The sequence below is a fragment of the Oceanisphaera ostreae genome (assembly GCF_042676125.1).
Lineage (GTDB): Bacteria > Pseudomonadota > Gammaproteobacteria > Enterobacterales > Aeromonadaceae > Oceanimonas > Oceanimonas ostreae.
The window spans coordinates 39,549-62,921 of record NZ_JBHTJS010000007.1; the positions used below are offsets into that span (position 1 = coordinate 39,549).

At 49.2% G+C, this 23,373-nt stretch carries 25 protein-coding genes and 2 pseudogenes; 21 read left to right on the top strand and 6 right to left on the bottom strand.

Translation table 11 applies throughout. From position 1 onward, the window contains the following. The 6 genes from ACFQ1C_RS03230 (at position 1) to tnpC (ending at position 5,527) form a co-directional block, all read left to right on the top strand. Positions 1 to 492, top strand: a complete 492-nt coding sequence (locus ACFQ1C_RS03230; RefSeq protein ID WP_379557095.1) for a TRAP transporter small permease — start codon at positions 1 to 3, stop codon at positions 490 to 492. Beyond that, on the top strand, positions 489 to 1,775 hold the full coding sequence (locus tag ACFQ1C_RS03235) for a TRAP transporter large permease (RefSeq protein ID WP_379557096.1): 1,287 nt from the start codon (positions 489 to 491) through the stop codon (positions 1,773 to 1,775). Before ACFQ1C_RS03230 ends, ACFQ1C_RS03235 begins: the two co-directional genes overlap by 4 nt. Next, positions 1,772 to 2,524, top strand: coding sequence for a M15 family metallopeptidase (locus tag ACFQ1C_RS03240; protein ID WP_379557097.1), 753 nt, complete (start codon positions 1,772 to 1,774; stop codon positions 2,522 to 2,524). The genes ACFQ1C_RS03235 and ACFQ1C_RS03240 overlap by 4 nt, the downstream gene beginning before the upstream one ends. A gap of 631 nt (positions 2,525 to 3,155) precedes the next feature. Next, positions 3,156 to 3,368 (top strand): IS66 family insertion sequence element accessory protein TnpA, encoded by a 213-nt coding sequence (gene tnpA, locus ACFQ1C_RS03245; protein ID WP_379557098.1) that lies wholly within the window; start codon positions 3,156 to 3,158, stop codon positions 3,366 to 3,368. A gap of 97 nt (positions 3,369 to 3,465) precedes the next feature. Beyond that, positions 3,466 to 3,822 carry an IS66 family insertion sequence element accessory protein TnpB gene (gene tnpB, locus ACFQ1C_RS03250; RefSeq protein WP_379557099.1) on the top strand — a complete coding sequence of 119 codons (357 nt, stop codon included), beginning with the start codon at positions 3,466 to 3,468 and terminating at the stop codon, positions 3,820 to 3,822. A gap of 79 nt (positions 3,823 to 3,901) precedes the next feature. Beyond that, complete coding sequence (gene tnpC / locus ACFQ1C_RS03255; protein WP_379557100.1) at positions 3,902 to 5,527, top strand: IS66 family transposase; 1,626 nt, start codon at positions 3,902 to 3,904, stop codon at positions 5,525 to 5,527. A 175-nt stretch (positions 5,528 to 5,702) separates the two neighbouring features. Here the strand turns inward: tnpC and ACFQ1C_RS03260 are convergent, their stop codons facing one another. Together ACFQ1C_RS03260 and ACFQ1C_RS03265 are read right to left on the bottom strand one after the other, a co-directional pair. Beyond that, positions 5,703 to 6,719: an AraC family transcriptional regulator gene (locus ACFQ1C_RS03260; RefSeq protein ID WP_379557101.1), complete on the bottom strand. Its 1,017-nt coding sequence runs from the start codon at positions 6,717 to 6,719 to the stop codon at positions 5,703 to 5,705. A gap of 558 nt (positions 6,720 to 7,277) precedes the next feature. Continuing rightward, positions 7,278 to 7,592 carry a transposase gene (locus tag ACFQ1C_RS03265; RefSeq protein ID WP_379557102.1) on the bottom strand — a complete coding sequence of 105 codons (315 nt, stop codon included), beginning with the start codon at positions 7,590 to 7,592 and terminating at the stop codon, positions 7,278 to 7,280. Positions 7,593 to 8,215: 623 nt separating this feature from the next. Between ACFQ1C_RS03265 and ACFQ1C_RS03270 the strand changes: the two genes are divergently transcribed. Then, positions 8,216 to 9,454 carry a dienelactone hydrolase family protein gene (locus tag ACFQ1C_RS03270; protein WP_379557103.1) on the top strand — a complete coding sequence of 413 codons (1,239 nt, stop codon included), beginning with the start codon at positions 8,216 to 8,218 and terminating at the stop codon, positions 9,452 to 9,454. A gap of 179 nt (positions 9,455 to 9,633) precedes the next feature. Here ACFQ1C_RS03270 and ACFQ1C_RS03275 read toward each other — a convergent pair whose 3' ends face one another. Next, the gene (locus ACFQ1C_RS03275) at positions 9,634 to 9,933 is read right to left on the bottom strand and encodes an IS66 family transposase (protein WP_379557151.1); all 300 of its coding nucleotides are present in this window, start codon (positions 9,931 to 9,933) and stop codon (positions 9,634 to 9,636) included. Positions 9,934 to 10,000: 67 nt separating this feature from the next. On the opposite strand from ACFQ1C_RS03275, the gene ACFQ1C_RS03280 reads away from it, so the two are divergent. From ACFQ1C_RS03280 to ACFQ1C_RS03300, 5 genes and pseudogenes are all read left to right on the top strand, one after another. Beyond that, entirely contained in the window at positions 10,001 to 10,231 is a 231-nt protein-coding gene (locus tag ACFQ1C_RS03280; protein ID WP_379557104.1) for a hypothetical protein, read from the top strand. Positions 10,232 to 10,258: 27 nt separating this feature from the next. Continuing rightward, positions 10,259 to 10,684 (top strand): annotated as a pseudogene (locus ACFQ1C_RS03285) (aconitase family protein). Positions 10,685 to 10,698: 14 nt separating this feature from the next. Beyond that, the gene (locus tag ACFQ1C_RS03290; protein WP_379557105.1) at positions 10,699 to 11,289 is read left to right on the top strand and encodes an aconitase family protein; all 591 of its coding nucleotides are present in this window, start codon (positions 10,699 to 10,701) and stop codon (positions 11,287 to 11,289) included. Positions 11,290 to 11,308: 19 nt separating this feature from the next. Then, on the top strand, positions 11,309 to 11,488 hold the full coding sequence (locus ACFQ1C_RS03295) for an aconitase family protein (RefSeq protein WP_379557106.1): 180 nt from the start codon (positions 11,309 to 11,311) through the stop codon (positions 11,486 to 11,488). Next, positions 11,488 to 11,643, top strand: a complete 156-nt coding sequence (locus ACFQ1C_RS03300; RefSeq protein ID WP_379557107.1) for an aconitase family protein — start codon at positions 11,488 to 11,490, stop codon at positions 11,641 to 11,643. The genes ACFQ1C_RS03295 and ACFQ1C_RS03300 overlap by 1 nt, the downstream gene beginning before the upstream one ends. Positions 11,644 to 11,749: 106 nt before the next feature. On the opposite strand, the pseudogene ACFQ1C_RS03305 reads toward ACFQ1C_RS03300, so the two are convergent. Beyond that, a pseudogene (locus ACFQ1C_RS03305) lies at positions 11,750 to 12,667 on the bottom strand (IS4 family transposase); the annotation flags it as partial. Positions 12,668 to 12,766: 99 nt separating this feature from the next. Between ACFQ1C_RS03305 and ACFQ1C_RS03310 the strand changes: the two are divergent. Next, a complete protein-coding gene (locus ACFQ1C_RS03310; RefSeq protein ID WP_379557108.1) occupies positions 12,767 to 12,895 on the top strand; it encodes a hypothetical protein in 129 nt (42 codons plus the stop codon). A gap of 203 nt (positions 12,896 to 13,098) precedes the next feature. Here the strand turns inward: ACFQ1C_RS03310 and ACFQ1C_RS03315 are convergent, their stop codons facing one another. Further along, the gene (locus ACFQ1C_RS03315) at positions 13,099 to 13,878 is read right to left on the bottom strand and encodes a cyclase family protein (RefSeq protein ID WP_379557109.1); all 780 of its coding nucleotides are present in this window, start codon (positions 13,876 to 13,878) and stop codon (positions 13,099 to 13,101) included. 305 nt (positions 13,879 to 14,183) lie between these two features. On the opposite strand from ACFQ1C_RS03315, the gene ACFQ1C_RS03320 reads away from it, so the two are divergent. Beyond that, positions 14,184 to 15,173 (top strand): AraC family transcriptional regulator, encoded by a 990-nt coding sequence (locus tag ACFQ1C_RS03320; protein ID WP_379557110.1) that lies wholly within the window; start codon positions 14,184 to 14,186, stop codon positions 15,171 to 15,173. A gap of 20 nt (positions 15,174 to 15,193) precedes the next feature. Here ACFQ1C_RS03320 and ACFQ1C_RS03325 read toward each other — a convergent pair whose 3' ends face one another. Continuing rightward, complete coding sequence (locus ACFQ1C_RS03325; RefSeq protein ID WP_379557111.1) at positions 15,194 to 16,171, bottom strand: AraC family transcriptional regulator; 978 nt, start codon at positions 16,169 to 16,171, stop codon at positions 15,194 to 15,196. 315 nt (positions 16,172 to 16,486) lie between these two features. On the opposite strand from ACFQ1C_RS03325, the gene antA reads away from it, so the two are divergent. From antA to ACFQ1C_RS03360, 7 genes are all read left to right on the top strand, one after another. Continuing rightward, on the top strand, positions 16,487 to 17,875 hold the full coding sequence (antA, locus tag ACFQ1C_RS03330; protein WP_379557112.1) for an anthranilate 1,2-dioxygenase large subunit: 1,389 nt from the start codon (positions 16,487 to 16,489) through the stop codon (positions 17,873 to 17,875). A gap of 3 nt (positions 17,876 to 17,878) precedes the next feature. After that, positions 17,879 to 18,364, top strand: a complete 486-nt coding sequence (gene antB, locus ACFQ1C_RS03335; RefSeq protein ID WP_379557113.1) for an anthranilate 1,2-dioxygenase small subunit — start codon at positions 17,879 to 17,881, stop codon at positions 18,362 to 18,364. Positions 18,365 to 18,380: 16 nt separating this feature from the next. Continuing rightward, the gene (gene antC / locus ACFQ1C_RS03340; protein ID WP_379557114.1) at positions 18,381 to 19,394 is read left to right on the top strand and encodes an anthranilate 1,2-dioxygenase electron transfer component AntC; all 1,014 of its coding nucleotides are present in this window, start codon (positions 18,381 to 18,383) and stop codon (positions 19,392 to 19,394) included. A gap of 444 nt (positions 19,395 to 19,838) precedes the next feature. Continuing rightward, positions 19,839 to 20,825 carry a TRAP transporter substrate-binding protein gene (locus ACFQ1C_RS03345; protein ID WP_379557115.1) on the top strand — a complete coding sequence of 329 codons (987 nt, stop codon included), beginning with the start codon at positions 19,839 to 19,841 and terminating at the stop codon, positions 20,823 to 20,825. Between the two features lie 59 nt (positions 20,826 to 20,884). Continuing rightward, the gene (locus ACFQ1C_RS03350) at positions 20,885 to 21,433 is read left to right on the top strand and encodes a TRAP transporter small permease (RefSeq protein WP_379557116.1); all 549 of its coding nucleotides are present in this window, start codon (positions 20,885 to 20,887) and stop codon (positions 21,431 to 21,433) included. Continuing rightward, positions 21,430 to 22,689: a TRAP transporter large permease gene (locus ACFQ1C_RS03355; protein WP_379557117.1), complete on the top strand. Its 1,260-nt coding sequence runs from the start codon at positions 21,430 to 21,432 to the stop codon at positions 22,687 to 22,689. The genes ACFQ1C_RS03350 and ACFQ1C_RS03355 overlap by 4 nt, the downstream gene beginning before the upstream one ends. Before the next feature lie 163 nt (positions 22,690 to 22,852). Beyond that, positions 22,853 to 23,353 carry a MarR family winged helix-turn-helix transcriptional regulator gene (locus ACFQ1C_RS03360; protein ID WP_379557118.1) on the top strand — a complete coding sequence of 167 codons (501 nt, stop codon included), beginning with the start codon at positions 22,853 to 22,855 and terminating at the stop codon, positions 23,351 to 23,353. The last annotated feature ends 20 nt before the right edge of the window (positions 23,354 to 23,373 follow it).

Consider the following 23,373-nt stretch of genomic DNA (forward strand, 5'->3'; position numbering starts at 1 on the left):
ATGCACCGCCTTGTTGTTATGATCACAAAAATAATCCGCTTATTAAGTCGCGTGTCAGAAGTTCTGGCAGGCCTGCTTATTGCCAGCAATCTTGTAGTTCTGATTTATGGTGTTGCCGCAAGATATCTGGCTGGTCGCTCACCCATCTGGATGGACGAGCTGTCCCGCTTCCTGATTATTGGTACCGTGCTGCTGACAGCCGGTGTGGTATGGATTCGTAATGAACATATGCGCATCAATTTACTAGAGCAGAAGCTACCCCCAAAATGGGCATCGGCCCTTAAACTGTATCAATGGCTACTTACCGTGGTGATCAGTGCAGCTTTCGCTTGGTATTCCTGGCACTACGCTTTTTCTGTTGGTCGCTTTACTACCATGGGGCTGGGAATTAGCCGAACCTGGCCGATGTTGAGTATGCCTCTTGGCTTTTTTATGCTGTTTTTATTCGCAATTTTACGTGGCCCATTCGAAAGAAAGGATTTGCAGTTATGACCCTGGCGATGTTTGTCACCTTTATTGTGCATATCCTGTTGGGTTTACCCTTGTTCCTGACACTGATCCTCACCGCCGTCGTTGGTTTTTTCTTTATTGATATCAATATGGTCGGACGCATGCTGCCCCAGCAATTCTTTGGTGGCATCAATGTCTTTTCTTTGATGGCTATCCCGTTGTTCATACTGGCGGGAAATCTGATGAATAGCGCTGGCCTGACACAGCGGTTGATGACGCTGGCGAGAACACTGGTGGGTCATTGGCGTGGTGGGCTGGGTTATGTCAACGTAGTATCAAGTGTCTTCTTTGCAGGCATTAACGGCTCGGCGGTAGCGGATACTTCCGCGCTCGGCTCCCTGTTGGTGCCGGCGATGAAGAAAGAAGGTTATTCGGTACCCTATGCGGCAGGTTTGACGGCGGGCAGTTCACTGATAGGGCCCATTATTCCGCCCAGTATTTTCATGATCCTCTATGCATCCTTAACCAATACCTCGGTCGGCGCCCTGTTTTTGGCGGGAATCATCCCCGGCTTGATTCTGGGGTGTGGCTTTATGATGATGAACTGGATCTATGCCCGACGAGCAGGGCTAGCAGCATCGGGAGAAAAACCGACTTTGGCCAGACTGTGGTCGGCTAGTTGGGGAGCCTTTCCTGCTTTGCTGGCGCCCGTGATCATAGTGGGAGGCATTGTACTGGGGGTGGTGACACCCACAGAGTCTGGGGCTCTCACCGTGCTGTACGTGGTAATAGTGGGCCTGATGACCGGCCAGCTTTCTCTCGGTCGCTTCTGGTCGGCTCTGGTTGAAACCGCTCGCTTGACCAGTGCCATCTTCCTGATCATGGCGGCATCGGCCGCCATCAGCTGGCTGCTGTCTTATGCCCAAGTGCCCAGGTCATTTGTGGCCATGCTGGAGCCGTTTATTGATCAGCCTATTTTGGTGCTGCTGATGTTGAGCGGGATTACCTTTGTCACCGGCATGTTTATGGAAGAAGTATCGGCGCTCATGCTGCTGACACCTATCTTTGTGCCGGTCGCCATGGCTGCCGGCATCGATCCCGTGCATTTGGGCGTGGTCATTACCCTGAACATCACCATTGCATTAATTACTCCCCCTATGGGTGCCTGTGTGTTTGTGGCCGCCGCCGTCAGCAAAATTGAGATAACCGAGCTGTTTAAAACCATCTGGCCTTTTGTACTGCTTGCGCTGAGCGTGTTGCTGTTATTGATCCTGTTTCCTGGATTGACGTTATGGCTACCGAACATCCTGGGAGGTTACGCATGAAAACTCGGATACCGTTAATGGCTGATCCTGTCTGGCCAGAAGTGATGAAGATAGCCATTGAGGATAATCAGGAGCCGCTCGTTCCTGTCAGCCTAGCGCCAGCGCCGCTGCAAGTTTATCCAGCCTACTACAAGATGGGGATACCCTATGCGGTGCCTGAGTGCCACACACGCACCGGTATTTATCGGCGGCTGTTAAAGGCTGCCAAACAATTACCTGCCGGTATGTCACTGCTGGTGCTGGATAGCTGGCGGCCTTACGGCGTACAACAGTATTTGTATGACACCCTGTACAATGCACTGGAAACTCGCTTGCCGAAAAAATCAGCCGCAGAGCTGGAACAGCTGACGCGGGAGTTTGTCTCGTTGCCAAGTACACGGGCAGATGCGCCAAGCCCTCATCTTACGGGGGGCTCTGTCGACGTTACCTTGCTGGACCAGCAGGGCTTGATGTTGGATATGGGAACCCAGTTCGACGAAGCCAGTGCCTGGTCTCATACTCATGCATTTGAAGAGATTGCCACTCCGAATGCCAGAGAGACAGAGGTGATTAAAAATCGACGACTGCTCTATGGCATAATGACAGCGGCCGGGTTTACCAACCTACCCAGCGAATGGTGGCACTTTGATTACGGTAATCAGCTGTGGGCCTGGTATTCCGGTGCCGAGCGAGCCATCTATGGGGCAACTCAGCCTGATAGCCTGGAAAATCGCTGGCGCAGAGAAGTTGAAAAATACTCTGCTAACTAGATTCAAAAAGCCGGACTGCCTGCATGGTTGTCCGGCTTTATTATCATCATAGATACCCTCATTTTTAGTACTTATAAGTAATACCAAACTGATTAAGTAACTGATCTATTTAGCTGGACTGTAAAGGCCGAAAGGGCCTTCATCACCCACTCACCGCATTAGCCTACGGCGAACATTCACTGGAGTTCGTTAGGCTGATACAGTTCGCACGGCTGCATATCTGAGCTTGCATCGATGTGCTCGTAGCGTATCGTGGGAGGTGACTGTGTTACCTTTGGCGCTCCGACCCAATAACTGATCAGTTGTTTAATATGATAGGTCTAATGCAACATAACAAGTGTGTTTCTGCCGCCATTCCTACGAAGGCGAGGGCGGGAGTCCAGCACGGATCTTATAGGAGGCCCGAAAGCTGACCGTGACTCAATATCGGCCGAGGCCGCATCAATCCAACAGTCAAGACAGGTTATTGCATCTAACTCCCCTTATTAAGCGGCTTCACTTCGCTTCCTTTTTCTCCGTATCGTCCACCAGCGATAATTTTCAGCCTTGTTCAGTAAGCGTCACAGCATCCACACCTGTTTAGGCCACTTTTAATACCGTAGATTATCCGTTTTAATGAACGAGGTGATCTATGAGTCGTAAACATCGTAGCGAGGCGCAGTGGCTTGAGCTAATTAACGTCTTCGAGAAGAGTGGACAAAGCCAAGCCGATTTTTGTGCTGAGCAGAACGTTAGTTCTGCCTATTTTACTCAGCGCCGTCGTGCACTGCGCAATCTTGATGAGCCCGCTTTCGCTGAGGTAAAGCCCCAAGCTGCCTATACTTTCTATCTCCTAACTCGGTAAGCTCGGCACTCACGCTACGTTATCAGCAAACTGAACTGGCATTGCCGCTCTCGGTAGAGCCGCGCTGGTTGGCCGATTTGATAAAGGCGCTGTCGGCATGAAGATGTTTGTTGAGCCGCCTGCCATTTATTTGCATAAACAGCCGGTGGATTTCAGGAAAAGCATTAACGGGCTCAGTGTTATCGTGGAAGAGCACATGCAGCTATCTTCGTTCAGTGGCGCCTTGTTTGTGTTCTGCAATAGACAACGCGATAAAATCAAGGTGCTGTATTGGGACCAAACCGGTTTCTGCCTGTGGTACAAACGGCTGGAAAAAGATAAGTTCAAGTGGCCGAAGAAGCTGTCAGGAGAGGTACTGACCTTATCAGAACGCCAGTGGCATTGGTTGCTAGAAGGCTTAGATATTCAGAAAATGACTGGCCATCAACCACTGCAATTTGAGGCTACTTATTGAGATTTATTAGGGCCATTTATTCCTAAAAAAACCTGATTTATTAAGGCGTTCACGGTGGCTTTATAGTAAAATGAGCACCATGAAAAAGACCCGTGCCACCGCCATTCCTGATGATGTCGAGAGCTTGAAACAACAGCTACTTGAGATGCAAACCTTGCTGCAAAAATCGCAGCGAGAGAGCTTGCGTCATCAACAGGAAAGTGAACGGGTGCAGAAAGAAAGTGCCCATCATCAGCGAGAAGCGAAGCGTTTTCAGCAGTTATATAACCACGCGCTTGAGCAGTGGCAATTAGCGTTGAGGAAGCGTTTTGCGGCCAGCAGTGAAGGTCACCCCGGCCAAGGCGAGTTGTTTAACGAAGTCGAGGAGTGCCTGACGCCCAGCGCCGAAGAAGTTGCCGCCGATGAAACCATTACTTACACCCGCAAGAAATCCCGTCGTCCGAGCTTGAGTGCTGAGCTGCCGCGTGAAGACGTGGTGCACGATATTGCAGATGCAGACAAGGTCTGCGACGACTGCGGCCATGACTTGCATCAGATGGGTGAAGAAGTCAGCGAGAAGCTGGAGTTTATCCCCGCTACCGTTAAAGTCATTCGCCATATCCGACCGAAATACAGCTGCCGTTGCTGCGAACAACAGGCTACGCGTACCACGATTAAAATAGCGCCGGCACCGGCCAGTCTGTTACCGAAAAGCATCGCCACCCCGACCTTACTGTCGCAAATCATTACCGCTAAATATCAGTTTGGGCTACCGCTGTATCGGCAAGAAGCGTTATTCAAAAGCTTCGGCATTGAGCTGCACCGACAAACCATGAGTCGCTGGCTCATCAGAGTCAGCAGGCAGTTAATGCCACTGTATCAGCGGCTGCACGCCTTGATGCTGGAGCGGCCGGCGCTGTGGTCTGACGATACGCCGGTCAAGGTACTCGACGTTGATAAAGTGCAATGCACCATGTGGGTGTATGGCTGTGGCGGCGATAAACCCGAGAGCTTACCGAATAATACGGCGTCACCGCCCAATATCGTGCTGTACGACTATCAAGATGGCCGTGGCGGCATACATCCCAATACCTTTTTAGCGGGTTATCACGGCTTATTGCACGTCGATGGCTACGCAGGCTATCACGGTACCGATGCGATGTTAGCCGGTTGCTGGGCGCATGCGCGTCGCAAATTTATCGAAGCCAAAGCCGTGCAACCCAAGGGCAAAACCGGTCGGGCCGACCAGGCGCTGAATCTGATACAAAAGCTGTATGGTATCGAGAAGTCCATTCGTCAGCTGTCGATAGAGGACAAGCGCGCTGCTCGCCAAGCCCATTCGGCTCCTATCATGGAGCAACTTAAAGCGTGGCTAGATAAAGCGCTGCACCAAGTGCCGCCCAAAAATGCCATTGGTAAAGCCATCGGCTACACCTTGAATCAATGGGATAAGCTACAGATTTATCTTGAACATGGCGCAGCAGCGATTGATAACAACCGTGCTGAGCGGGCTATCAAGCCCTTCGTGATTGGCAGAAAGAACTGGTTGTTCTCGAATAGTCGCAGCGGTGCCCAAGCCAGTGCCATGCTGTACAGCCTGATTGAAACCGCCAAAGCCAATGACGTACCGCCGGGTGTTTATCTCACGGCACTGTTTGAACAATTACCTCATCTCACCGATGGCGAGTCCGTCGACCACCTGTTGCCCTGGGCTATCCGCTTATAACTCATCCCTAAGACGCCACGTTAACATCGGTTAATGTGGCTTGTTAGGTGTGGTTCCAGTGACGCTTACCTCCGACGTTACGAAATACACGGCTCCAAGAGGCCACTAGCCTGAGAACCCAGCTCCACCTAGAACGTTGTCATGATATGTCCGTGTAATACAAGAAACAAAGGGATTATTGAGCTGACTTATGGGTAAAAAGGTGAGCTAAGGTCTGGCGAGGTAGCTCGCCAAATCTTTCATAGTAGTAATTAGAAAAACGGCCTAGGTGGGTAAATCTATAAGTTAGTGCGACTTCAGTAACGCTTAGGCTCTGCGAGTTTAGCAAGCTCTTTCTAGCAGCCTCAAGTCTTAGGTTTCTCATATGTTCCATTGGCGATTTATCGTAAAGCTTCCTGCAAATATTGTTTAGATTTCTCACGCTGGCCCCGCACTCGCTTGAAAGTTTAGATAGAGTTGTGTGGGTGGTCAGTCGGTTACGCATAACAGTGTCAACTCTTTTTGCTAGAAGCTTCAATTTTCGGTCACCTAGCGATGGGGAGGGTATTATATCAGTACTAGGCTTATGGGTAAGGATGAATGTTGCAAGGCTCACTTCAAGGTGGTGGCGCCACTGGGGGGGGGCTTCATTCTCGTTAGTTAGCTGGTCTAGAAGCTCACTGATTAAGCGCAACCCACGTGTTCCCTGACGACCCTCTAGGTGAAACAAGGAAGGTATACTGACTTCTTCGGTGCAACTATCTTCGCTAATGAGTGTCTCCCAGGTGCTTTGCAGAAGACTCCGTGGTACTTTAACTATAAGTTGCTCGCAGCCACTATGCCAGGTCAGACGTACGTTGTAGCTAGGAGCCAAGATCAAGAGCTGGCCTGGTTTGACTTCTAATGCGGCTCCATCACATTGTATAGAAGCGCTGCCGTGAAGTGGGGTTTGGATTAGCACAAAGTCCGTAAAGGGCTTTGGGTGAACTTCAACCTCGGCTCCATAGCGTAACGCAAAGATGTCACAGCACCCAATTGTAGCGTGAAAGAATGCCGTATCGACGGTGCCCTCGCGCCAATACAAATCATGGTCAACTAGATTATTGGATAGCAGCTGATGACTTTTCTCTTTACTCTGACTGGTAAACACTGGCTCTCTATAGAGCCTGGAAAGGTCCAATCCCAATACTTCGTGTTTTTTCATGGTTGCCATCGATGATCTCACTAAATCTCTTAATCTTATTGTGATTACTAGTGCATGTTGACGTTTCACGCTAAGTCATTGAAATAAAATAAATTCAATAAAAACAGCTTTTTATTATTTTCCTTTTAAATCAAATTTTTATAGCGAAACGGAAACAGAACCTAGATTAAAAAGGCGTTATCGAGTTTTCTTAAACAGGACTGTTACTTTGTTATAACAAATCAAGGTGGGACGGGCGAGGTTTGTCGGTGATCTATTCCCAGATTATTTATGAGGGCGACCTGAAAACGAAGATGGCGAGTAGCTTTATTTCGTAGAGCATCCAGCCTTCAGGCGTTTTTAAATACGTGATATCCCCCACCAAGACTTGATTAGGCTCAGCGGGGTTAAACTGCATACTCACTAAATTAGGAGACACACCGAGTCCATCAGGTCGCGTCTCGTAGTGAGCTTATAAGCCACTCGCTGCTTTACGACCAGCTTCAGCTTCTTCAGTAGCTGGCGTGTTTTTTTACGGCTAATTACAAAGTCTTCTTGGCGGAGTTTCTTCGCTAACTCTCGACTACCTTAGCTCTGTCGGCTCTGATGAAAGAGCGCTTTAGCGCGCCGATACAGCGTCAGCTCATACCCAGTCATCAGCTTTGCTGGCCGCTTTAACCAAGCATAATAACCAGAACGGCTTAAGCTACATTTGAGCTCTTCGCGTTCGGATACGCTCAGTGCGTAGCCATTAGCTTGGGCTTCAATGACTTCTCTCCACTTGTAAATCAAGCTAGCATTGACACCTAGAGAACAGGCCGCTTCGGCTACTGAGTAACCTTGCTCCACAGCTTCTTGCTTAAACTCTTGAGAGTAAGTTCTATTCATACGTTTTGTATTCATATCCACCTCAATCTAGTCTAACACTATAAGTCTCTAATTGAAGTTTCCATTGGTATTAGACCAGTACAGACACCTCAAAGAAATCGAGTATCCGCCGTAAGCAGAAGATGGCGAGCATGAGTACCGCTTATCTTGAAAAAATACTGATTTCTGGATTTAACGCGTTAGGGAAAAGTTAATAAAATTACTCTCAAGACATCTTGGAGAGTGATTTTTATCCAGAATAGACTGGTTGTGATTTAACAATGTTCTCACGCTCTCACCCAGGGTTCCCCGGCTTAGACCTGTCCGATTTTCTGCCCCGGAACGTCGAGCTAGACACCGAGTAGGCATCTACTTACTGCTTAATTAGGCGCTAACCCGTTTCTTCTGAAAACTCACGATGAAAAAAAAAGGATATTGATTTGCCAGTAATGGATATTTATTCACCTCTCATTTTTTATATGGTATGTAAGTCAAATGAAAACTCCGTGTTACGGAGTGTGAGCGAGGTTTTATTAACCTGAAAGGTAGTTAGCGCCAAAATCGGCCCAGACCAAGGCATTGCTCCACCAGTTTGGTTTGAACGCTTGGGTACTGCCCAGTAAGTTAATAATATTGTCAGCAGAATGGAGGTGATATAAATGGGTAAGATGATAAAAATTCGTGCCGGTGATTCTAGTGGGACCTTTTCCGGTTACCTGGCTCTGCCGGCCAGCGGCCATGGACCTGGTGTTGTGATTGGGCAAGAAATATTTGGTATTAACGCAAACATGCGTGAAGTTGCCGAGCTTTATGCGGAGGAAGGCTACGTAGCGCTGGTGCCAGACCTTTTTTGGCGCTTGGAACCAGGTGTGGATTTGAGCTATAGCGAAGAGGATTTCGCGAAAGCCATCGAACTGTTTAAGCGCTTAAATGTAGACAAAGCAGTAGATGATATTGAAGCGTCTTTCAGCGCCTTGCGTGGCCTGGAAGAAGTCGATGACGCAGGCCTTGGCTACGTAGGCTTCTGCATGGGCGGCAAGCTCGCCTACCTCACCGCCACACGCACCCAAGCGGCCGTTTCGGTGGGTTACTACGGTATGGGAATCGAAGAGTACCTGGAAGAGGCAGATAATATAAAAGGAAGATTGGTGCTGCATTTCGCCGAAGAAGATGATTACTGCGAGGCAGCAACTCGCCAGCAAATTACCCAGGCCCTCACTGGTCGAACTAAAGTTGAACTCTACACCTATCGGGGCGTCGGTCATGCATTCGCCAGGTTCGGTGATGACACGCATTACGATAAGCCTTCCGCACTGATGGCCCACGAGCGATCAATCGCTGCCCTAAAGAGTGAGATCGGCCCACACTACAATTTGTCGGATTTATGGGAGCAGCACGTTTATCATGAGTTCGACACTCGCGATGTGCCAGCAACCATGGCAACCATGGTTGCTGAGCCTTACGTCAACCACATTCCTACCATGACTGGCGGGGTTGGCTATAAGGAATTAAGCCGTTTCTACCAGCATCATTTTGTGCATGGTAATCCACCTGATATGAAGCTGGTACCCATCTCACGTACCGTAGGCTCATCACAAATCGTCGATGAGTTCATCATGTCTTTCACCCACACAACCGAAATTGACTGGCTATTACCCAACGTCGAACCTACAGGCAAGCATGTTGAGATACCGATGCTCGGGGTTGTTAAGTTTCGTGGGGATAAGCTCTACCACGAGCATATCTACTGGGATCAAGCAAGTGTTTTGGTACAGATTGGTTTGCTTGACCCAACTGGCCTACCGGTGGCTGGGATAGAAACTGCACATAAGCTTCTTGACGAAACACAGCCATCGAATACTCTGATGCAACGCTGGCAGAAAAGCGAAGAGAAATAATGTCGTGCACAGGCTGAATTTGCTAAGTCGTATAACTTGTGAAATCAGACTGAGACTAAAAATTTCGTAACTATTCAGCTTCCGACTTGGCGTAAAAAATGCTCGTAAGCTGAACGTTGAATAATAACGCCAAGGAAGTGCTCTCTGACTGACTGTTTTCGACACGTCAAGAGATAGCTTCAGATTAAACAGAACATCTCAGCACCTTGAATGCTTCTAAAACAGCCTGATATTTTTTGCTGTACTTCGGTCATCCGGATGTAATTATCACCCTGATTATTAGTAAACGGCACCGCGATGTCAGACACCATAAAACGGAAGACATCACCTTGATAGTCCCGCAATCGCTCTAATAATAGTGCTTTTAGCCGTCCTCGCTGGTCTTTTTTCCGGGCGTGTTCATCCCGTTGCGGACAACTAATATCGCCTCTGGCTAAGATGCCCTGATACTCTTTTATATACTCCTGCTGACTGTTTATGACTGAATAAGAGGGTCATGCTGTGCTGGTCATGTTTTTCACCAGCCGTTTTCCATCGTTAAGGGGGATGTCTACTCGCGCGAATGCGTCTTATACAGAGACTCTCACACTGGCTCAGAATCCATATCTATATTATAGCCTGCAAAATCTGTCTCAGAGCAAGGAGCTTTCTCGTCTACCTAAATCCTTGAAAGTACTTATCGAAAACCTGCTGCGCAACCTCGATGGCGATACTGTCAGCGAAGAGGATATTGCGGTCATGGCAGCCTGGTTACAGCAGGGCGAGTCTAGCCGGTAAATTGCCTTTCGCCCGGTAAGTGTGCTCATGCAGGACTTTACCGGAGTGCCAGCAGTGGTCGATTTGGCGGCCATGCGCGATGCGGTACAGCGTCTCGGCGGCAAAGCCGAACAGGTTAACCCTTTCTCGGCGGTCGATCTGGTCATCGACCACTCGTTCATGGTGGATGCCTTTGCCAGTGAGCAGGCTTTTGCCACCAACGTCGATATGGAAGTGGCCCGCAACGGCGAACGCTATGCCTTCTTGTGCAGGGGTCAGAAAACCTTCGACAACTTTCGTGTCGTCCCGCCAGGGACCGGTATCTGCCATTAGGTAAACCTGGAATACCTGGGGCAAACCGTGTGGCAGCAAGAGAAGGGTAATGACACCGAAATTTCTCCGGATACCTTGGTCGGCACCGACTCTCATACCACCATGATTAATGCCCTGGGTATTCTTGGCTGTGGAGCATAGAAGTAGAGGCGGCCATGCTGGGCCTGCCGGTCTCCATGCTGATCCATGAAGTCATTGGCTTCAAGCTGCGTGAAGACATTACCGCAATGGATCTGGTGTCAACCGCAGTGCAAATGCTGCGTAACAAAGGCGTAGTCGGCAAGTTTGTTGAAATTTACGGTGATGGCCTGGCTACGCTGCCGCTGGCAGACAGAGCCACCATTGCCAACATGGCACCAGAATATGATGCTACCAGTGGATTTTTTCCGGTAGATGAAGAAACCCTGCGTTACCTCACCCTGACAGGAAGCAGTGCAGAGCAGGTTGAACTGGTCGAAGCCTATAGCAAGGCGCAGGGGGGGCGTAATGAGGGCGACGAGCCGGTGTTTCCCGATACACTGGGCTTGGAAATGAGCAAAGTAGAAGCTAGTCTGGCAGGGCCCAAATACCCGCAAAACAGGGTCACGCTGTCTAATATGCCGCAGGACTTTAGTTTATGCCGCGAGCTGGAGGTCGAAAAAACAAGAGCAGCGGCCCTGGAAAACGAAGGTGGTCAAACTGGGGTGGACTCAATTAGTCGCTGGAAGGGACCGAGTTCTCACTCGATGGCAAGAACTGTACATTAGAAGACGGTGCGTGGTCATTGTGGCCATTACCTCCTGTACCAACACATCTAACCGGAGTGTGTTAATGGCGGCCGGCTTGCTGGCCAAGGCCGCCGTCGAAAAAGGATTGACCCGAGCGGCCTGGGTTAAAAGCTCACTGGCCCTAAGCTCCAAGGTGGTTACCGATTACCTGATTAAAGTCGGATTAATGCCGTATTAATGCCTTATCTGGTGGGTTATGGCAGTACGACCTGTATTGGTAACTCGGGGCCCTTGCCCGAGCCCATTGAAGAAGCCATTAACAAGAACGACATGACGGTAGCAGCCGTATTGTCGGGTAACCGCAACTTTGAAGGGCGTATTCACCCCTGGTGAAATCCAACTGGTTGGCGTCTCTTCCACGGGTGGTCGCCTATGCGCTGGGTACCGACAAAGAGGAAAAACCGGTGTATCTGAAAGACATCTGGCCGTCACAGCAGGCTATTGCCAGGGCGCTGAACAGGAACAAACGGTCGCGACGCTCGGTTGAACTGATATGAGTGTCCGCCATGCCCATGCCGAACTTGTAGTCCTTGATGTCACGAAAGCTGCTCTTGATTCCCCAGCGCTTACCATACAGTTTGAGGACATCGGCGGCACCCAAATCCCGCCGGTTGCTGGCCAGAAGCCAAGCTTCTTTCATATCGGCTTTTTTGCAGCAGAAAATCCGCACGACGGGCAGTCGCTGCGCCGTCAGCTCAACGTCTTTCAGAGTTCGGATACGACCACTGGGCGTCAGCCATTGTTTGGCTTTCTTGAGGTCTCCGCCGACCGGGCAGAGCAGAATGTTGTCTTTAAAACGAATGAGATAGTTAAACTCCAGCGCATCCTCCAGCAAGGCGAACAAGGCCGTGTCGCCGAAGCCACGGTCGGCTACCACCGTCACTGTCACATCGTCTGGCAAGCTGGTTTTCAACTTCCATAACAGCTCATCTTCATTAGCATTATGCAGGTTCTTTAACTGCGATTTCTTGTGGGTTTTCCACAGTAGTGGAGTGTTGCGTCCATGGCTGGTCTGCATGCTCAGGACGATGCTGCTATGGTCATCGGCATCGAACTCGGTCCAGTCCATGGAGACCACGGCTTCCTTGCGTTCAGCCACCACGTAAGGCACCCAATAATCGAACAATGACCAGACATTCAGCTTGATGTTACTCAGCAAACGATCCACTTGTTTGATGGCGTACTTTCGCTCCAAGCCATTTGCCTAGGGGAGGCTATTACCAATGGCATGAATAGCCAGCGAGCTGGATTTAATAACGCCCTGAGTGGCATTGGCCAATGAAAGTACCCGCTTGGCATGCATATCCTGGCCAAAGGTGTCATGGAGGTGTTCATATATAGTATCGCGGATGCTCATGGGCTGCCGTGTTGTCGAGTTTGGTTCAAAGGCGGGTAGTCTACCCGCGAGGCCGCGCCAGCTCTAGCTCATATGAGAGGATTGGTAAGGTTGCTGGTAGTGATTGAAGAGGCAGGCGCTAGCAAGCAAGAAGTGAAAGTACTCTGTCGTATCGATACCGGTAATGAGCTAACCTATTACCAGCACGGCGGTATCCTGCATTATGTGAGCCGACATATGCTGGAATAAACACAGCCAGAAATCGTCAGCTGGAAACTGACAGCTAAATAATAAATACCGAGCCTGTGGCTCGGTATTTTTCTTTCTGAGCTTGGCTTTGCGCTTTCAGCTGCCATCCTGACATATATCAGGATCTTATCTGGAGTTTGATATTTTACTCTCGCTTCCTGCCTGTCACTTAGCCACGAGTCGTTAAGGGGGAAATCAGGATTTTATTCCACCAGTGCCAACACTCTCAAAGGACTGCCGGATCCTTCTTTTATTTTTAGGGGGGTAGCTACAACAATGGCCCCCTGAGGAGGCAATTTGTCCAGGTTTTTCAGGCATTGCAAGCCGTATTTGTTTGCTCCATGCATAAGCGTGTGGCAGGGGTATGCCACCGGCCAGGAATAGGATTGCCCTGCATCGGTGTTAATGCTCTCTACACCAAAACCACGGATATCCCGTTCTTTTATAAGCCACTCAACGGCTTCTTGGCTAGGACCAGGCGTATGGGCTCCGTCTTCCCGCATATTTACAAAGGCGGCCGGGTTATTGATTCGTTTGCTCCAATCGGTACGCAGCAATAACCAGGAGCCTGCAGGGATTCGGCCGTATTTGTCTTCCCAAGTCAGTAGGAAGTCCACAGTAAGCAGCCAGTCATCATTATTGGCTACTTCCTGGCTTGCATCAACAACACAGGCTGGGCCAATAAACTGCTTGCTATCAATAGTATCAACCGTGTTATCCGGGCAGTCTCTGCCGCTTAGCCAATGTGCAGGAGCGTCGAAATGTGTCCCAGTATGTTCACCGCATGAAAAATTGTTCCAGTACCAACCTGGACCGGCATCATCGTACTTTGAGATGCGTTCTTGCTTGAAAGACCAAACTTGAGCAAATTCTGGCGGCAAGATCAGTGAGGGAAATTCGGAGGAAAGAGTATGTGTTAAATCTATTATTTGTATGTCATTGCTCGTGATACCCGCTGCCAGTTGTTCGAGAGTCGATGCCATGTGTATCTCCTTTACGGTGTCATGGTGGGATTGGGTTAGTGGTGTTGTCAACATCGTTGAGGATGTCTTGGGCGGCTCCATTTTATGAGGAACTGCTTTTTACTGACCATCAAATACGGTCATATATTAATTTGTATTCTAGGGCGGGGGCTTTAGGTTAGCTATCCATAATGCGCAGCTCAGTATCCGTTTACCGAATAGATGTGAATTGGTTGTTAGTTTTTTTATATTTTTGTTACATTGATATGGATTTTATTACTTTATGCTTAAAGTAAATCTCATGATATGTGCGACCAAGAGGTTTGATGAATCCTTCAACCACATTGCTGGATAGCTTTCCCCTATTCCGCTCACGAAGTCTCGAGGATGCCCGTGAGCGTATCGGCAAGGTCTTTTCTCCTCACCAGCTGGCACTTATAGATGAAGGAGCCGATTTGGATGTGCGCCATAATCAATTTTGTTTTCCAAATGTCTCTTTAAACGTATTGCAGTATGGAGCAGAAGTTCTGATAGAGCCGAGTACGAGGGGAGATTTTTATATGGTGCAATTACCTATCAGTGGTAGTGCCCGTCTGGTGATTGGACCTGAAGAAGTTGATGTACATCCGGGGGAGATGAGCATACTGCAGCCCCTAACTCCCAGCAAAATGCAGTGGAGCCGTGATTGCAGCATGATTTTGCTGCAGGTGCCAAGCGCGTTGGTTAAGCGTTATAGCAGAATGTGGGGAGGGAGGGATAAAGCCGATTTTGCCTTGGTACGCTCTCGTGAAAGTCCGCAGATAGCGGCTTGGTCGATGGCTATACTCAACTTGACGCATAATCTTGACCGATACGGTAACCAATGGCTGCAATATCCAGTGGCTTTGGGGGCGATGGAAGAGTTTCTGCTTTCGGCATTTACCACTATGTTGTGCGAGCCGGTGTCAGAGGTTAAAGGTCGGAGCGGAAATCTACGCTGTTTGCAGGTTGCCAAAGACTATATTCAGGATAATATCGACAGGCCCTTGACTGCGACTGAAATTGCCAGCCATGTCTGCGTGTGTAGGCGGACGTTAGAGCTGGTCTTCAAGCGTAATGGTGAACTACCGCCCTTGGCTTATGCACGTCAAGTACGTTTGGATGCTGTACATAAATCTTTGATATTAAATAGAAAAAGTGGAAGTGCTATAACTGTCACCGAAATAGCGCTCGCGCATGGGTTCCTGCATATGGGGCGGTTTTCGGCATATTATAAACAGCAATTTGGTTGTAACCCTTCTACTACACTAAAGAATAATTATCGAACCTCGGGTTGAGTTCGAGCTATTGTTTATCATCAACGTTTTCCCTTGAAACTTTCGGAAGGTAGTTCTCCGAAGCGCTGCTGATATTCCTTGGCAAAGCGTCCCAGTTGAATGAATCCGCAGTCCATGGCTATGCTGGAGACGCTTTCATTGGCTGCAGGCTGTTGCAAACGCTCTCTTACCCGTTGATAACGCAGGTTGCGGAAATAGGCCATGGGTGAGCAGTTGTAGAAGGTACGGAAATCCCGATAGAGTTTCTCTCGGCTAATCCCAGCGGCTTTCTCGAAGTCACTGATCGACAGGGTCTGGTCAAGATGAGCCTTCATCATCGACTCTAGTTCGGATAGATAAACAGGGCGGTTGAACTGGCGATTCTGCAATTCCTGGGAGTAGTTGTGAGGTTGGGCGTAAAGCAGGCCGCTGATTAAGGTATCCTGAAAAGAGGACCAAACATCAGGAAAATCGAACAAGCTGCTTTGATTCTTCAGCATTCCCTGCAAGGTTGCCACCGTATTCCACCAGTCATCCATGCCGTTATGCAACCGTATCCCAGGCTCAAAGATGATCGGGGAAGAGATCTCCCTATGCAACAGAGTGGCCAGTTTTTGTTCCACCGCCGTCCTGGAGATCCGTACCAGCTGTTTCCGGCAGTCAGCGCTCAGCGTCAGGCTAAACGGGTTGCCAGGAGAGACGATCAAGCCCGACTGGCTGTTAGATTCGATTCTATCTTTTTTATGTTCAATATATTGGGTACCTGTAAAAGGCAGGCTGATGCTGTAGCTGTGTAATAAATCCTGAGTTTGGACTTGAGCTGAGGTGGAGTATTCTATTACGCCGAAGGATATTTGTCCCAGAGATGCCCCTTGATGGCGAAAAAGCAGCTCCTGTGGCCTGATGATTTCGAGATTATGGGGGCCGCAGATCCTGCCCATCCAGTCACGGGCAGAGTCAATACTACTTAGCTCAACAGCCAAAAACTGCCTCTGTACCTTGCTATGGTGCTGGTTCATATGCTTCCTCTTGACAATACCCATAACCTAGGTCGTATCCGGTATTGACAGTGACTGAGTAGGTTTTCAGGATTTTATGTAAATTTATATTACGTAAAATCATGTGTGGTTCAAGGTGGTATGTCAATCTCCATGATGGATGAGCCAGCGCTTGATCAGATCAATTCGAACCTGGATGTTAACCTAAAGTAAGTATTGGTAAATGGTTTATTGCCACAAAGTGTACATTGTTAACACCTGAACTGCATATCGCCTCTTCTGTCCGGTCGTTAGTATTGAAGTTATACCAATCAGGTTCATAAAGGAGAGAACCCCATGACTACCCACAGAAGCATTGCCCAATGGCAGGATTTCGTTCAGGGCTGTCTTGACTTCAAGCCAGAGCAGGGCGTTTATCGAATCGCACGAGAGATGTTTACTGATCAAGCGCTGTTTGATCTTGAAATGGAAATGATATTCGAGAAACAGTGGATTTTTGCCTGTCATGAAAGCCAGATAGCTAATCCTAACGATTTTATTACCATGCAGGCCGGCCGTCAGCCGATGATCATAACCCGCGACGGCAAGGGTGAGTTGCATGCCATGGCCAATACTTGCCAGCACAGAGGCGCTACCCTGACTCGAGTATGCAAGGGCAACCAGTCTACCTTTACCTGCCCGTTCCACGCATGGTGCTACAAGTCGGACGGCCGGTTGGTAAAAGTCAAGGCGCCGAGCGAATATCCAGCCGACTTTGACAAGTCCAGTCGCGGCCTGCGGAAGGCGCGTATTGCCAGCTATAAAGGATTTGTATTTATCAGCCTGGATCACGAATCCGATCTGAGTTTGGAAGACTTCCTCGGGGATACTCGGTTGTTTTTCGACATGATGGTTGAGCAATCGGTCGATGGAGAACTAGAAGTGTTGCCTGGGCAGTCTAACTACACCTTTAACGGGAACTGGAAGCTGCAGAACGAAAATGGCCTGGATGGTTATCATGTTAGTACTGTGCACTACAACTATGTGAGCACGGTACAGCACCGTCGAGAGCTGGAGGCCAGTAAAAACGGTGCCAGCGGAGAGACTCTGGATTACAGCAAGCTCGGTGCCGGAGACAAGAATACGGATGATGGCTGGTTTTCTTTCTATCATGGCCACAGCTTGCTGTTCAGTGACATGCCAAACCCAAAGGTCCGGCCGGGTTATGAGAGCGTCATGCCTCGCCTGCTGGAATCTCATGAAGAAGAGCGGGCAAAGTGGACTATGCACCGTCTGCGTAATCTGAATATCTATCCTAGCTTGTTTTTTATGGATCAGATCAGCTCCCAGCTGCGCATCATTCGTCCGGTAGCCTGGAATAAAACAGAAGTGATCAGTCTGTGTCTTGGAGTAAAAGGCGAGTCGGCTGCGGATAGGGAAAACCGAATCCGTCAATTCGAGGACTTTTTCAACGTCTCCGGCATGGGAACCCCTGATGATCTGGTTGAGTTCAAAGAATCCCAGCGTGGTTTTGAAGCCCGAGTTTCGCCCTGGAGCGATATCTCCCGTGGGCATGAAACATGGCAATACGGTGAAACCCCCAACAGCAAGGTGCTGGGCATCAAACCGGTGATCACCGGAGTCGAGTTTACTCAGGAAGGGCTTTACGTGAATCAACACGGAGCCTGGCAGGAAATGATTCTGCAAGGACTTGAAAAAAAATCACAGCAGTCTGAAGAGGTGTAAATCATGGAATACCAACACTCACTCGAACAGTTTTTTTATCAGCTTTCGGCGCTGTGCGATGACCAGGACTGGGACAACTATCTAGAGCAGTTTGCTCCCGATGCCGAGTTTCATATCCCTCAATGGGAAACGGAGCATAAGCATACCAGCGATCCCAAGCGGGAAATGTCCCTGATGTATTATGCAGACAGGGGGGGGATTGAAGATCGTATATTCCGCCTGCGCACTGGTAAGTCGGCGGCATCAACCCCCATGCCGAGAACTCTGCACCTTATTAATAATGTGCGTTATCAAGAAGAAGATAATGGTCTTTTCTCTGCTCGTGTAAACTGGGTTACCCATTATTATCGATTTGGTGAGAGTTTACATTTTTTCGGCACCGCTAATTATCGACTGCGTCGTGAAAATGATAGCTGGAAAGTCACTTACAAACAGACAATATTACTTAACGATAAAATAGATTCAGTTCTCGATTTTTATCACGTTTAAATAGATAGGGGTAACTATGTCTCATACCGCAGCTATCGTTTTTCGTGATGGAAATACTCGATTTATCGAGGTTAAGGAAAACGAGTTATTGATGGATGCCTCTTTACGTCAGGGTGTTAATTTACCGGTTGATTGTCGTGAAGGCGTATGTGCCACCTGCCGAGGGCAGTGTGAGTCCGGGGAGATTGAACTGGATTATGTGGACGAAGAAGCACTGACCGAAAAGGAAATAAAAGCCGGACATATATTGGCGTGTCAGACTCGACTCAAGTCATCCGGCTCTTTTTATTTCGATGTGGACTCTACCCTCTGCAGTGTGTCCAGTGAGCGATTCAAGGGCTCAGTAAGAGTCTTTAATCAAGTATCGGATGCTGCAGCCCTGATCGAAATACAACTCGAAGACAAAGGCAGCCGACTGCGTTACTTGCCCGGGCAATATGCCCGCCTTCAGATTCCGGGTACGGATCAATGGCGCGCCTATTCCTTTGCCAATTACTCGGCGGCAGAAGGTTATGTCAGGTTTTTAATTCGGCTGTTGCCCAATGGTGTGATGAGCGATTATCTACGCTATCGGTGCCAAGTAGGGGATGCAATAACCTTTGAGGCCCCCATGGGAGCTTTTTATTTGCGTGAAGTAGAAAGGCCCTTATTAATGGTGGCTGGTGGGACAGGGCTGTCAGCTTTTCTCGGTATGTTGGAAGATCTGGCTGTAAAGGGAAACTGTACTCAAGCTATCCGTTTATGCTATGGCGTGACGCAGGATATGGATTTGAGCGAGTTGGACCGGCTTGATTCATTTAAAGCGCAATTGGCCGACTTCGATTATGAAGTCATCGTAATGAATCCGTCAGAACATTGGCAGGGCAAGCAGGGAGTGGTCTGCGATTTATTTGATAAGAATTATCTGCAGCAGCCATTTGATGCCTATTTATGTGGTCCGCCTCCAATGATAGATGCAACCCAAACCTGGTTGGAAGTCAATCAGGTGGCCGACTATAAATTGTACTTTGAAAAGTTTGTTTCCAGTTGATGTTAAATAACTGTTTCTAGTGAGCAATGTCGCATAACTAATGTGAAATTTATTTTCCGGATGGCTTAACAAATGTTGCCGAAGCTAGAGATGCTGAGGCCAGAGGTAAAGTCCTATAAATTATGCTAATTATTTAGTCCTGAACAAGTTTCAAGTCAGGAGCTGAAGACTACCATCGGCTCCTGATGTAAGTATGAGCAACAACACAGAGAAGCAGGGCAAGGCGGAATTCTACTACGCTGCCAGCTGAATCATCGAGTAATCAAGGCTCTGTTCTGAGGTACTACCATTCGAATTTATATTGAGAGAAGTAGCATCATGTTTATTGAAAATATTGCCTCTGCTGCTAAATATCACTTTCTATAACAACAATTAAATCTGATGTGGATTGATATAAAACAATGGAATTGAACATTAATTGCCATAACAACAATGGAGTTGAACATGACCACATTTAAACGCCTGCTGATTGCAGCCACCGCAACCTCCCTGGCCCTGTCTTCGTTCACCGTGCAGGCCCGGGATTTTCGGTTGGGGCTGATCACCCCACCACCTCATATATGGACACAGGCCGCCAACGACTTTGCTCAGGAGTTGAAAGAAAAGTCCGCTGGGCAGCATACGGTATCCGTCTTTCCGGCCCAGCAGCTGGGTAATGAAGCACAAATGGTGCAGCAATTGCAGACGGGTGCTCTGGATATGGCCTTTTTGACTATTGCCGAAATATCCAACCGAGTGCCGGATTTTGGTGCCCTCTATGCCCCTTATCTGGTGGATAACATCGATCATGCTGCGGCGCTGTTGCGATCCGATGCGGCTATTGGGCTGCTGGAGCAGCTACCGGCCGGGGTTGGGATGGTCGGTATCGGCTACGGTATGGGGGGCATGCGGCAGATGTTGAGCCGTGAAGAAATGACCAGTCCGGAAGCGCTACAAGGCAAGAAACTGCGCATAACGCCATTCGATCCGCTCCGCGACTTTTATAATGCACTGGGCTCGGCTCCAACCCCGTTACCGCTGCCAGGGGTCTACGATGCTCTGGCCAATGGCCAGGTCGATGCCATCGACATGGACTTTGATTCCATTTTGATTTTCAAATTTTATGAGCGGGCTAACAACCTGCTTATCTCCAATCACATGATGTTCCCCATGGTCGGAGTAGTGTCGGGTCGAGTATGGCGTGAGCTGAGCGATGATGACAAAATCCTGGTGCGGAGCTTGATGGGAACCCATTTGGATTCGGTTATCGATAGATTCCAACAGCAGGAAAAAAGCCAGGAACAGGAGCTGCGTGATCTGGATATCCAGATCACCGAAGCTGACCGTAGCACCTTTGCCGATGCGATCACCAGCTGGGAAGCCATCTGGTCCCGAAAAGCCAACTCACTGGGTGCTTTGCGTCAGGCAGCGGCCGACATCAAAGGCAGCTGATCACTACTCAATGAGGGAGGGGCTCCGATACCTCTGGTATCGGGGCCGGAGGGGGTTTGATGTTCAAACGTTTATCGAATGCAATTGCCAAAGCGGAGATTTTTGCCGCGGCCGTATTTGCCGCGGCCGTGACTCTGCTGGTATTGCTGAATATTGTCAGTCGAGCCATGGGGCAGGCGATTTACTGGGTGGATGAATTGGCCATCTACAGTATGGTCTGGATGACTTTTTTAGCCACCTCCGCCATGCTGAAAAAACGACAGGGTGTTTCCGTCACTATCTTGACTGACTGCTTGCCAACCAGAGTCCGACACTGGCTGACAGTGTTTAGTGACCTGATGATTCTGGCGTTTGCGTTGATCTTATTTTTCCTTTGTTGGCGCTGGTACAGTCCAGTGGGCTTATGGCAGGCTGGTTTCGACATTGAGGCTTTCCAGGCCGAAAGCTTCAATTTTATGTACTCCGAGAATGCCAGCACCATAGCCATCAAAAAATTCTGGGTATGGCTGGTGTTGCCGGTGTTCGCTTTGTCTCTGGCGATGCACGCCTTAATAAACCTGTTTGACAGTATTCGGATAGCCGGATCCGCGGCGGGAGAGCCGGAATGACCTTGATGATTTTTTTGTTGCTGCTGTTTACTGCAGTGCCGATTGCGCTGGTGCTTGCACTGACCGCCATGTGGTATATAGGCTCATCGGGGAATACAGTACTTTTCGAGTCCTACCCTCAGCAGCTGTTCGGCGCCATCGAAAGCTATGGTCTGCTGGCCATTCCGCTATTTATGCTGACCGGTGAGTTAATGAATGAAGGGGGCCTGACCAAGCGGCTGATAGATCTGGCGCGGATCCTGGTGGGTGGTTTTCGTGGCGGTTTAGCCTACATCAACCTGGTGGCTAATATGATGATGGCTGCCATTATGGGCTCGGCTGCTTCGCAAATAGCCATCATGTCTCGGGCCATGGTGCCTGCGATGGAGAAAGAGGGCTACGATAAATCCTACTCGGCAGCCATTACCGCTGCGGGGGGACTGTTATCACCTATTATCCCGCCGTCCATGCTATTTGTGCTGTTTGGTGTACTGGCCCAGGTGCCGATCGCAGAAATGTTCATCGCCGGTATTATTCCAGGTCTCATCATGTCCCTGCTGTTTTTTCTTACCATCAGTTTGATGGGAATGGTACATCAGTATCCGAAAGGGGAGTGGCCGACCCGCCAGCAGGCACGGCATTTCTTGTTGATGGGCATTCCTGCCGGCTGTATTCCGCTGGTGATCATTGGTGGTATCCTCACGGGACTGGCAACACCGACAGAGTCTGCGGCTATCGCCTCGCTGGGTGCCTTGTTGATCGGCAAGTATGTGTATAAGGATCTGCATTTTTCCCACTTATTTAGCATCCTCAAACGCACCGCCATCAACTCCGGCATGGTGATCATGCTGATCGCAGCCGCGGGAGTGTTCGGCTGGGTGATCGTCTTTGAGCAGGTTCCCCAGAATGCTGCTGCCTGGATTGCAGAACAGACCTCGGACCCCTTTGTATTCCTGCTGATGGTGATCGGTATCCTGCTGTTGGTGGGGATGGTGATCGACGGTATAGCGGCACTGATCCTGGTGGTACCGATCTTGCTGCCCATCGCCCAGGTACAGTTCGGCATCAGCCCTTTCCAGTTCGGGGTAGTGGTATGCCTGACACTGGTGATGGGACTGCTGACCCCACCGGTTGGGGCCGGGCTCTATATCGCTTCATCCATGACCGGTGCCCCACCTATGCGTATCTTCCGTTCTTTGCTGCCCTTCCTTGCAGCCACCTTGATAACCCTGGTGCTGCTTAGCTGGCAAGGTGGGCTGGTGACTATGCTGCTATAGGCAATGTGCTCTGTACATCCTGTTGGCGAGAGAAACAAGGTCGCCGACCGAGCTTGATACAAAGATGTAAAATTTATGTTTCATTCTACGCATAAATACTTTAAGTATGAAATATATTGGTGTAAAGTAAATTTACTGAAGGGCTCCTACGGCGGATACCGACATGTGTAGTGGAGAAGAACGACAGGCATCCCATATATCGAAGGTAAATGGTAGCAGTATGAAAGACGAAATCGCACTAAAGGCTTGGTTCAGAATGTTGTCCAACACGGCACTGATTGAACAGGAGTTGCGCACCCTGTTAATACAGAAATTCAATGTCACCTTGCCGCAGTTCGATTTGATGGCGGCATTACATCATGCAGGAGGGAGGGAGAAAATGTCCGCCTTATCTCAGCGGATGAAAGTATCGAACGGCAACATTACCGGTGTGGTGGATCGTCTGGAACGTGACGGCCTAGTAGTGCGGGAGTCTCTGGCAGAAGATCGAAGAGTCAAGCTGATCAGCCTCACAGAGCGGGGGAACGAAACATTCTCACACATGGCCCTAGTACATAAAAGCTGGATATCTGGGGTACTGGAAGAGATGAGTGAGGACGATCTGGATATATTACATCTGCAACTATTTAAAATGAGCAAAATTCTGAAAGAGAGAGTGAGATAGATAAATTGCTCAATTTATGG

Coding starts and splice junctions, on each gene's coding strand:
- ACFQ1C_RS03230 (WP_379557095.1), top strand. CDS start 1: ATGCACCGCCTTGTTGTTATGATCACAAAAATAATCCGCTTATTAAGT.
- ACFQ1C_RS03235 (WP_379557096.1), top strand. CDS start 489: ATGACCCTGGCGATGTTTGTCACCTTTATTGTGCATATCCTGTTGGGT.
- ACFQ1C_RS03240 (WP_379557097.1), top strand. CDS start 1,772: ATGAAAACTCGGATACCGTTAATGGCTGATCCTGTCTGGCCAGAAGTG.
- tnpA (WP_379557098.1), top strand. CDS start 3,156: ATGAGTCGTAAACATCGTAGCGAGGCGCAGTGGCTTGAGCTAATTAAC.
- tnpB (WP_379557099.1), top strand. CDS start 3,466: ATGAAGATGTTTGTTGAGCCGCCTGCCATTTATTTGCATAAACAGCCG.
- tnpC (WP_379557100.1), top strand. CDS start 3,902: ATGAAAAAGACCCGTGCCACCGCCATTCCTGATGATGTCGAGAGCTTG.
- ACFQ1C_RS03260 (WP_379557101.1), bottom strand. CDS start 6,719: ATGGCAACCATGAAAAAACACGAAGTATTGGGATTGGACCTTTCCAGG.
- ACFQ1C_RS03265 (WP_379557102.1), bottom strand. CDS start 7,592: ATGAATACAAAACGTATGAATAGAACTTACTCTCAAGAGTTTAAGCAA.
- ACFQ1C_RS03270 (WP_379557103.1), top strand. CDS start 8,216: ATGGGTAAGATGATAAAAATTCGTGCCGGTGATTCTAGTGGGACCTTT.
- ACFQ1C_RS03280 (WP_379557104.1), top strand. CDS start 10,001: ATGTCTACTCGCGCGAATGCGTCTTATACAGAGACTCTCACACTGGCT.
- ACFQ1C_RS03290 (WP_379557105.1), top strand. CDS start 10,699: ATGCTGGGCCTGCCGGTCTCCATGCTGATCCATGAAGTCATTGGCTTC.
- ACFQ1C_RS03300 (WP_379557107.1), top strand. CDS start 11,488: ATGCCTTATCTGGTGGGTTATGGCAGTACGACCTGTATTGGTAACTCG.
- ACFQ1C_RS03315 (WP_379557109.1), bottom strand. CDS start 13,878: ATGGCATCGACTCTCGAACAACTGGCAGCGGGTATCACGAGCAATGAC.
- ACFQ1C_RS03320 (WP_379557110.1), top strand. CDS start 14,184: ATGAATCCTTCAACCACATTGCTGGATAGCTTTCCCCTATTCCGCTCA.
- ACFQ1C_RS03325 (WP_379557111.1), bottom strand. CDS start 16,171: ATGAACCAGCACCATAGCAAGGTACAGAGGCAGTTTTTGGCTGTTGAG.
- antA (WP_379557112.1), top strand. CDS start 16,487: ATGACTACCCACAGAAGCATTGCCCAATGGCAGGATTTCGTTCAGGGC.
- antB (WP_379557113.1), top strand. CDS start 17,879: ATGGAATACCAACACTCACTCGAACAGTTTTTTTATCAGCTTTCGGCG.
- antC (WP_379557114.1), top strand. CDS start 18,381: ATGTCTCATACCGCAGCTATCGTTTTTCGTGATGGAAATACTCGATTT.
- ACFQ1C_RS03345 (WP_379557115.1), top strand. CDS start 19,839: ATGACCACATTTAAACGCCTGCTGATTGCAGCCACCGCAACCTCCCTG.
- ACFQ1C_RS03350 (WP_379557116.1), top strand. CDS start 20,885: ATGTTCAAACGTTTATCGAATGCAATTGCCAAAGCGGAGATTTTTGCC.
- ACFQ1C_RS03355 (WP_379557117.1), top strand. CDS start 21,430: ATGACCTTGATGATTTTTTTGTTGCTGCTGTTTACTGCAGTGCCGATT.
- ACFQ1C_RS03360 (WP_379557118.1), top strand. CDS start 22,853: ATGTGTAGTGGAGAAGAACGACAGGCATCCCATATATCGAAGGTAAAT.